General features: G+C 57.5%; 1 protein-coding gene and 1 pseudogene. Both read right to left on the bottom strand.

Annotated elements, in window-relative coordinates:
• On the bottom strand, nucleotides 1-237 hold a 237-nt coding region (locus QKY98_RS23580; protein WP_284671699.1), incomplete at its 3' end, for a putative quinol monooxygenase.
• A gap of 344 nt (nucleotides 238-581) precedes the next feature.
• Nucleotides 582-690: pseudogene (locus tag QKY98_RS23575) on the bottom strand (oxidoreductase); the annotation flags it as partial.

Genomic DNA, 690 nt, shown 5'->3' with positions numbered 1-690 from the left:
CGCGGCGTTGGCCATCAAGGCCGCGGCGATCTGGCCGTTCAGATGTGCTTGGCGACCTGCCTCATCGGCAAAGGCATCGAACACACCGAACGTCGAAGGGCCAAACTTCAATGCGAACCAGGCAGTGGTGCCGGACTCGGCGTTGGCGAGCGGCAGTGCGCTGGCCAGGAAGTCGGCAAGCGCAGCCTCCTGGCCGCTTTTGGCTTCGAGGCGAACAAACAGGGCGAGCTTGGTCATACTGTAATCCTTTGGGTAAATGGGTTAGGTGAATGGATCAACGAGCCTGCAGTTGCCACGGATATGCCGCTCGACGGTGAAGGTGCCCGGGGTGTAAGGGGCCTACCCCAGGCGAATTTTGTAGTCGATTGGGTTAACGCCGCTGGCTTTAGTCTTTACCAGTACCTGCCCTTGTTGTGGCGAAGGCTTTGCGACTTCGACTTCAAGCAGGGTGCTCGCGTTATAGCTGTCTAGGCGCAAGGCCTTCATCAGTCCCCCACTCGAAAGCGATTCAGTTACGTTGCTCACAGCTTTTCACTCCATATAAGCGGGGCCTGACGCCGAAGCGGCAGGCCCTAAACTCATTAGAATTCCTGCACGGTTGGGCGCAGAACGATCTCGTTAATATCCACTTCAGCAGGCTGCTCAATTGCGAAGGCGATAGCCCGAGCGACGGATTGAGCGGGAATTGCT

The organism is Pseudomonas sp. HR1 (assembly GCF_030175875.1).
GTDB classification, from domain to species: Bacteria; Pseudomonadota; Gammaproteobacteria; order Pseudomonadales; family Pseudomonadaceae; genus Chryseomonas; species Chryseomonas oryzihabitans.
The sequence above is the reverse complement of the archived record's forward strand: the minus strand, read 5'-3'. Positions and strand labels throughout refer to the sequence as shown.